Genomic DNA, 270 nt, shown 5'->3' on the forward strand with positions numbered 1-270 from the left:
TTTGTGCAACAGAGCCCCCTGCGGCACTAGAGCGTATAAATTAGACGTAGTTCTCAGTTTCGTCGTTCTCGGCCCGCCAATGCCTCCCCGAGGGCACGGATCTTAGCCAACACGGCGCCGAAGAGCTGAGCGCCGTTGCCCATGCGCTGAACACCCGCCCCCGGAAAAGCCTCGGGTGGCTGACGTCGGCAGAAGATCTCGACCGGCTGCTCAAACAGGATATGATCGAAGGTGTTGCGACGACCGGTTGAGTCCGCCATCAGATCACCC

General features: G+C 60.0%; 1 pseudogene. It reads left to right on the plus strand.

Features of this window, described 5'->3' with window-relative positions:
* Positions 1 to 74 precede the first annotated feature (74 nt).
* A pseudogene (locus tag C5F48_RS26345) lies at positions 75 to 251 on the plus strand (IS30 family transposase); the annotation flags it as partial.
* Positions 252 to 270 lie beyond the last annotated feature (19 nt).

The organism is Cereibacter changlensis JA139 (assembly GCF_003034985.1).
Taxonomy (GTDB): Bacteria; Pseudomonadota; Alphaproteobacteria; order Rhodobacterales; family Rhodobacteraceae; genus Cereibacter; species Cereibacter changlensis.